The following is a 6595-nucleotide window of genomic DNA, read 5'->3' as shown; positions in this document are numbered from 1 at the left end:
CCCCGTGGCTGAGGTTCGATGCGGCCGCGCCGCTTTGCCGGCGCACTCCAAAGCAGTCCGGAATCCATAAAGAGCCATTCCGAGACTATCTCCGCCGGCAATGTAGGTTGGGGTGAGGAACGAACCCCAACATCGGACGTTGGGGTTCGTTCCTCACCCCAATCTACGAGCCACCGCTTGAAAATTTACCACCATCGTTCGAAGTTTATTGGAAAACCAACCTGTGACCGATTACAAAGATACCCTGAACCTTCCTAAGACCGCCTTCCCCATGAAGGCCAACCTCGCCCAGCGTGAGCCCGCCATCCTCGCGCGGTGGGAGGCCATGGACCTGTACGGCCGCATCCGCCAGGCCGCGGCGGGTCGGGACCGGTTCATTCTCCACGACGGCCCACCTTATGCCAATGGAGAGATCCACATCGGCCACGCCGTCAACAAGGTGCTGAAAGACATCATCGTCAAGTCCCGGACCCTGGACGGCCTGGACGCACCCTACATCCCTGGCTGGGACTGCCACGGCCTGCCCATCGAGCTGGAGGTGGAAAAGAAACAGGGTCGGCCCGGCGCCAAGCTCAGCCCGGCCGAATTCCGTCGCGCCTGCCGCGCCTATGCGCAGCGCCAGGTGGAGGATCAGCGCAAGGATTTTAAGCGCCTCGGCGTACTCGGGGATTGGGAGCACCCCTACCTCACCATGGATTTCGGCTGCGAGGCCGACATCATCCGCGCCCTGGGGCGCATCATCGCCAACGGTCACGTCCAGCAGGGCTACAAGCCGGTACATTGGTGCACCGACTGCCGCTCCGCCTTGGCGGAGGCGGAGGTCGAATACGCCGATAAGGTCTCCAGCGCCGTGGACGTGCGCTTCCGGGTGCCGGACGAGGCATCCCTGTTCGCCCGCTGCCGCGACCTATCCGCCGACCAGGGAGACGGCCCTCTGGCGGTGGTCATCTGGACCACCACCCCCTGGACCCTGCCCGCCAACCGGGCCGTTGCCCTCAATCCTGAGCTGGAGTACCTGGTGGTGCAGACCCAGGGCGAGCACGGGCGCGAGCGCCTGATCCTAGCCGAGGGGCTGCTGCGCGAGACCATGGACCGCTACGGCATCGAGGACTACCGCGTGCTCGGTTACGGTCGCGGCGATGCCTTCGAAGGGATCGGGCTCCGGCATCCCTTCTACGACCGAGAGGTCCCTATCATCCTGGGCGAACACGTGACCCTGGATGCCGGCACCGGCGCCGTCCACACCGCCCCCGGCCATGGCCTGGAAGACTATGTAGTCGGTCTGCGCTACGGCCTGGCCGTGGACAATCCGGTGGGCGGCGACGGCCGTTTCCTGGCGGATACGCCGATCTTTGGCGGCAAGCATGTCTTCGCCGCCGACGATCAGGTCGTCCAGGTCCTCAAGACCGAAGGGGCCCTGCTGCAAGAAGCCCGCTTGAGCCACAGCTACCCCCACTGCTGGCGCCACAAATCCCCCGTCATCTTCCGCGCCACCCCCCAATGGTTCATCGCCATGGACCGGCAGGGATTGCGCGCCGCCGCCCGCCGCGAAATCGCCAAGGTGCGCTGGGTACCGGATTGGGGCCAATCCCGCATCGATGGCATGGTGCACAACCGCCCCGACTGGTGTATCTCCCGCCAGCGGGCCTGGGGCGTGCCCATCCCCCTATTGGTTCACCAGGAGAGCGGCGAGCCGCACCCGGACACCCAGGCCCTCATCGAGCGAGTGGCGCAGCGGGTGGAGCAGCGGGGGATCGAGGCCTGGTTCGAGCTGGAACCGAAGGACCTGCTCGGCGACGCGGAGGGCGGACACTATGAAAAGGTCCGGGACACCCTGGACGTCTGGTTCGACTCCGGCGTAACCCATGCCTGCGTGCTGGAGCGCCGGGCGGGGCTGCGCGCACCGGCGGACCTCTATCTGGAGGGCTCCGATCAACACCGCGGCTGGTTCCAGTCCTCCCTGCTCACCAGCGTGGCCATGCACGACCGGGCGCCCTATACCCAGGCGCTGACCCACGGCTTCACGGTGGACGCCAAGGGCGAGAAGATGTCCAAATCCAAAGGCAATGTGGTACGGCCCCAGGACGTGATGAAGACCCTGGGGGCCGACATCATCCGCCTCTGGGTGGCGGCCACCGACTACCGGGGCGAGATGAGCGTCTCGGACGAGATCCTCAAACGGACCGCCGATGCCTACCGCCGCATCCGCAATACCGCCCGCTTCCTGCTGGCCAACCTGAACGGTTTCGATCCCGCCGCGCACCTAGTCGCCCCTGCCCACATGCTCGCGCTCGACCGCTGGGCGGTGGACCGGGCCTATCGGCTCCAGGAAGCGATCATCCGGGCCTATCGAGACTACCAGTTCCACCTCATCTACCAGAAGATCCACAACTTCTGCGTGGTGGACATGGGTGGCTTCTACCTGGACGTCATCAAGGACCGCCAGTACACCACCCAGGCGGACGGGCTGCCTCGGCGCTCTTGCCAGAGCGCCATGTATCACATCATCGAGGCCATGAGCCGCTGGCTGGCGCCCATCCTCAGCTTCACCGCCGAAGAGATCTGGCAATATCTGCCCGGCGCACGCTCAGACTCGATATTCCTCGAAACCTGGTACCAGGGGCTCTTCGATCTGGACCCCGACGCTCCCCTCGACGGGAGGGTGTCGCAAAAGCCCCTCTCCCGCCGGGAGAGAGCTTGCCCCGAGCGCAGCGAGGGGGCTTGGGGAGAGGGGATCAAAGAGGGAAGATCGGTGCCTTTTGCAATGCCCTCCGACCGGGACCTGTGGGACCAGATACTGGCGGTACGAGTCACCGTATCCAAACAGCTAGAAGAGGCCCGCAAGGCCGGCGCCATCGGCTCCTCCCTGGACGCCGAGTTAGACCTCTATTGCAGTCCCGACCTGGCCACGACCCTATCCAAGTTGGAAGACGAGCTGCGGTTCGTCCTCATCACCTCCTACGCCCGAGTCCATCCCCTGCAAGACCGACCCCCAAGCGCCCGTGACACCGACCTGCCGGGCCTGGCAGTAAAGGTCACGCCCTCCGATCACGCCAAATGCGTGCGCTGCTGGCATCATCGTGAAGACGTAGGGGCCGATCCGAACCACCCGGATCTGTGCGGGCGTTGTGTGATCAATGTTGCGGGGAAGGGGGAGATAAGGCGGTTTGCGTGATCCGTTCTACTTTGTCACATTTCAGGCTAACCAATTGATTTTAATGGATTTCGTTACCTTCACAGATTTCTTGTAAATCAGTGGGTTACCGCGTAATGTGACAAAGTAGAAATAGTAAAATCCTAATACCATTTTGTAAGCTGGATTTACACCAGCAAGCCGTTGACTGTCTGATTGCGGAGTATGGTCTCCGAACTTTCAGCCCGCGTAGGTTGGGGTGCAATGCCATTAAGTTAGCTGTTGGCCGCTTGTCGTGGTGGGTCGGAATACGAAAGAGAAAACGACGAATCGCGCGAATCTGCACGAATCCATTCGTGAGGATTCGCGTGATTCGTCGTTTTTCTCTTACTTTGCCGACCGGTAACGCTTAACTTAATGGCATTGGATTGGGGTGAGGAACAAACCCCAACGACTTTGGCTCGATAAAGTGATTCTGCTTTTTGCTACCGTTGGTGTGAAGTGTTAGCAAGAAAAGTGCAGTGTGGTCACCAGCAGCAATAAAAGGAGCGCCAAATGATAGTAAATCATCAAAATGAAAAGCTGGCAAATGCCATAATATATTTTGTTGAAAATACAAAGTCTTGTGGCAAGACAAAGCTATTCAAATTACTCTACTTTTTGGATTTTGAACATTACTCGCAAACCGGCCGTAGCGTAACAGGTTTGGATTATTATGCATGGCCAAAAGGTCCTGTTCCAGTTCGAATATTCAATGAAATAGATTCACCGAGCAATGAGCTTAAAGATGCAATCCAAGTTACCAAAAAGCAAACCTTTGACGGGAAATCAATGAATAATATTGTGCCAATCAAAGAGTTTTCTTCCGAGCATTTTTCTAAACGGGAGTTGAACCTAATTAAACAACTATCAGAGGAATATTTCGACTCGTATGCCAATGATATGATAGAAGCAACTCATCTGGAAAATCAGCCATGGCATCAAATATATGAGATTGAAGAGTCAAAGCAGGGATTGATTTCATACAAGCTGGCGCTAAAAAAATCAGAGTATGAACAAATAATCAAAAATGCTATTGAAAACGATGAATTCCAGGAGAATTACAAGTGAGCCCTGGAACGTTCCTTTTTGATGACAACTTTCGGTTTCATGATGGTAATATAGGTCAAAAGATATTCGTTCTATTGAATAACGGATCTACAGGAATCTATGTGGCGGCAAAAACCACTTCTCACGGTGATCGGTATGGCATACAGCATGGATGCCAAATCCTTGATCGTTTTCTCAATTTCTATCTTGTTCAAGGTAGTTGCTTTCTAAAGAAAAACACTTGGATACAACTCGATAGCTTTTATGAGTTTAAATCAGATAAATTGATGGAGAAAGTCATGATCGGAGAGATTAAAAGGATTGGCGTAATTGAACCTCGACAAACAATCGAATTATTAAAATGCGCAAGTCATTCCGATGATTTATCTCAATCACAGGAAACTATTGTAATCAGTTCCTTGGAAACCATCAAAGCGAGCGTTTCCCCCGAGGCTATCTGACAACATGGAGCCCCTTCATATACAAGCAGATAAAAGAGGCTTTAATCGTTACCGCGCGTGATATGGATTCGAAAGAGAGGAAAATCATGGTAAAAAGCTAAGCGACAAAGAGAAGTTTTACCGGAACAAGTCGAAAAGGCTCTTGATGGATTCCGGACTGCTTTGGAGCCCGCGTAGGTCGGGTAAGGTGCGCCTGTGGTGGCCGCGTCGGCCACAATGATTGGCACGCCGTCGCCCGACGCAAGATGGCGGACTACGCCGCGGACAAAACGCGGACAAAAGGACACCCACTTTCCCAGCCAACGCTCGAGTCCGCAGCATTCTGCATCGGTTTCGAGCAACCAGAATAATCAATGGCAACAAAAGGATAAAAACCGTTGTCTAAAACAGATAAATTGAAAGAAGAAATCGGATGGCTCAAAGTAATTTTTGGGATCCTTGTGGCTACTGATATTTCTCTTATAGCCTGGTTAGCACAAAACTATGCTAAATCAGGCGTACTGCTTTTAATCTCATGCAGTTTTGCGGTCGTAATAATCACTGTACTGGAGGACTTGTGATGGAATGGCTCGTAGTTATTGTATTTTCCATATTTATCGGCGGGCTTATTTGGGTCTCAGTTGAAGCTATAAGGCATGCGGATAAACGCCAACCGCCTGACAAGGCAAGTTCATCCGACGCTCATACCTCGCACAGCTGATTTGCAACGTCAGGCCGTGTAGATACTCTGTTCCAATGCAAGTCCAATCTGCCTCCTGATCCCCAACAAGTGAGCTCTGGTTCATCAATTGGGTTAATCAAGCAGTCGCTTCATTTGGTGTGTAGAAGCGGCTGCTCTGGAAGGGCTGACGGTTCTTGAGCATGGCCTGGATGGCATGGAGTAGCTTGCGCATGACGGCACAGATGGCTTGGAGCTTCTTGAGGCCGCGTGTTTGGATGAGGTGGTGGTAGTAAGCCCTGACATTGGGGTCATGGCGTGCGGCGCTGAGGGTGGGCATGTAAAGGGCGATGCGCAGGTAGCGGTTGCCGGCCTTGGACAGGCGTGGCTTTTTGTTGACGCTGGAGCCGGACTGGTGTTGACGGGGATCGAGTCCGGCCATGGCGACCCACTGTTTGGCACGCATGTCGTCGGGTAGCACCAGCAGCCCGCATAGGTTGGGGTGAGGAACGAACCCCAACCGACCTTTCCGGTTTGGCCGACGTTATGCTTATGCTGTTGCAAAACGCCGGCCAACACTTCTACCGGAAAACGAAGAAGGAGAGACTATGCCGACCATTTCAATGTTCTATGGCATATTGGTCTTGATGTATTTTTATGACGACAGGAAACACAATCGCCCTCACATTCATGCTGAATATGGAGAATATGAGGCATCCATTGCTATAGAAGATGGCTCAATATGGATAAAATAGTTAAAGCCATTCCCCTTGATGATTACAAAATCGAAATATTAACCAACAGTGGGGTATCAGGGATTTTTGATGTTAAGCCATATCTAAAAGGTGGCGCATTTAAGGAGTTAATCGATGTATCTTATTTTAAACTGGTGCGTCCGGCACACCACGGAATTTCATGGCCGCATGAGCAAGATTTTAGCTCGGACACTATCGTTTGGGATATCCAAAATGACTAAAAAGCCATAATCTCGGACAGCCAGCGTAGGATGCGGTGAGGAACGAACCGCATCTTGGTCTGGAAAAGGGGCAAGGTTCGCCTTGTATACGAAAGGAAAAGCAAAACCATATCAAATCAAGCAACTGTTGCAATTGATAGAAATCCACAACCTCCATATCGAGGAAGAATGATGAAAGATTACCACATCAATATATTATCATAGGGTCTAGATAACTTTAGAGTGGATTTTCTTTCAGCAGAGTCAGTATTCTATCATAGAGGTTTTCCTCGCGGTAA

At 54.2% G+C, this 6595-nt stretch carries 7 protein-coding genes; 6 read left to right on the top strand and 1 reads right to left on the bottom strand.

Annotated features, from left to right (window positions below; translation table 11 throughout):
* Positions 1 to 223: 223 nt before the first annotated feature.
* The 4 genes from ileS (at position 224) to BQ17_RS20090 (ending at position 5243) form a co-directional block, all read left to right on the top strand.
* Entirely contained in the window at positions 224 to 3175 is a 2952-nt protein-coding gene (ileS, locus tag BQ17_RS02655) for an isoleucine--tRNA ligase (protein WP_089724173.1), read from the top strand.
* A gap of 513 nt (positions 3176 to 3688) precedes the next feature.
* Positions 3689 to 4243 carry a Panacea domain-containing protein gene (locus BQ17_RS02650; RefSeq protein WP_089724172.1) on the top strand — a complete coding sequence of 185 codons (555 nt, stop codon included), beginning with the start codon at positions 3689 to 3691 and terminating at the stop codon, positions 4241 to 4243.
* Positions 4240 to 4683, top strand: coding sequence for a hypothetical protein (locus BQ17_RS02645; RefSeq protein ID WP_089724171.1), 444 nt, complete (start codon positions 4240 to 4242; stop codon positions 4681 to 4683). Before BQ17_RS02650 ends, BQ17_RS02645 begins: the two co-directional genes overlap by 4 nt.
* Positions 4684 to 5060: 377 nt before the next feature.
* The gene (locus BQ17_RS20090; protein ID WP_141699053.1) at positions 5061 to 5243 is read left to right on the top strand and encodes a hypothetical protein; all 183 of its coding nucleotides are present in this window, start codon (positions 5061 to 5063) and stop codon (positions 5241 to 5243) included.
* Between the two features lie 237 nt (positions 5244 to 5480).
* Here the strand turns inward: BQ17_RS20090 and BQ17_RS02640 are convergent, their stop codons facing one another.
* The gene (locus BQ17_RS02640; protein WP_089724170.1) at positions 5481 to 5861 is read right to left on the bottom strand and encodes a transposase; all 381 of its coding nucleotides are present in this window, start codon (positions 5859 to 5861) and stop codon (positions 5481 to 5483) included.
* An 88-nt stretch (positions 5862 to 5949) separates the two neighbouring features.
* On the opposite strand from BQ17_RS02640, the gene BQ17_RS02635 reads away from it, so the two are divergent.
* Positions 5950 to 6096, top strand: coding sequence for a DUF4160 domain-containing protein (locus BQ17_RS02635; RefSeq protein WP_089724169.1), 147 nt, complete (start codon positions 5950 to 5952; stop codon positions 6094 to 6096).
* Positions 6084 to 6317 (top strand): DUF2442 domain-containing protein, encoded by a 234-nt coding sequence (locus BQ17_RS02630; RefSeq protein ID WP_089724168.1) that lies wholly within the window; start codon positions 6084 to 6086, stop codon positions 6315 to 6317. Before BQ17_RS02635 ends, BQ17_RS02630 begins: the two co-directional genes overlap by 13 nt.
* Positions 6318 to 6595: the final 278 nt, after the last annotated feature.

Origin of the sequence: Candidatus Thiosymbion oneisti (genome assembly GCF_900092655.1) — a bacterium.
GTDB lineage: Bacteria > Pseudomonadota > Gammaproteobacteria > Chromatiales > Chromatiaceae > Thiosymbion > Thiosymbion oneisti.
Note: the sequence above shows the minus strand (reverse complement) of the source record. Positions and strands in the feature narration are given on the sequence as shown.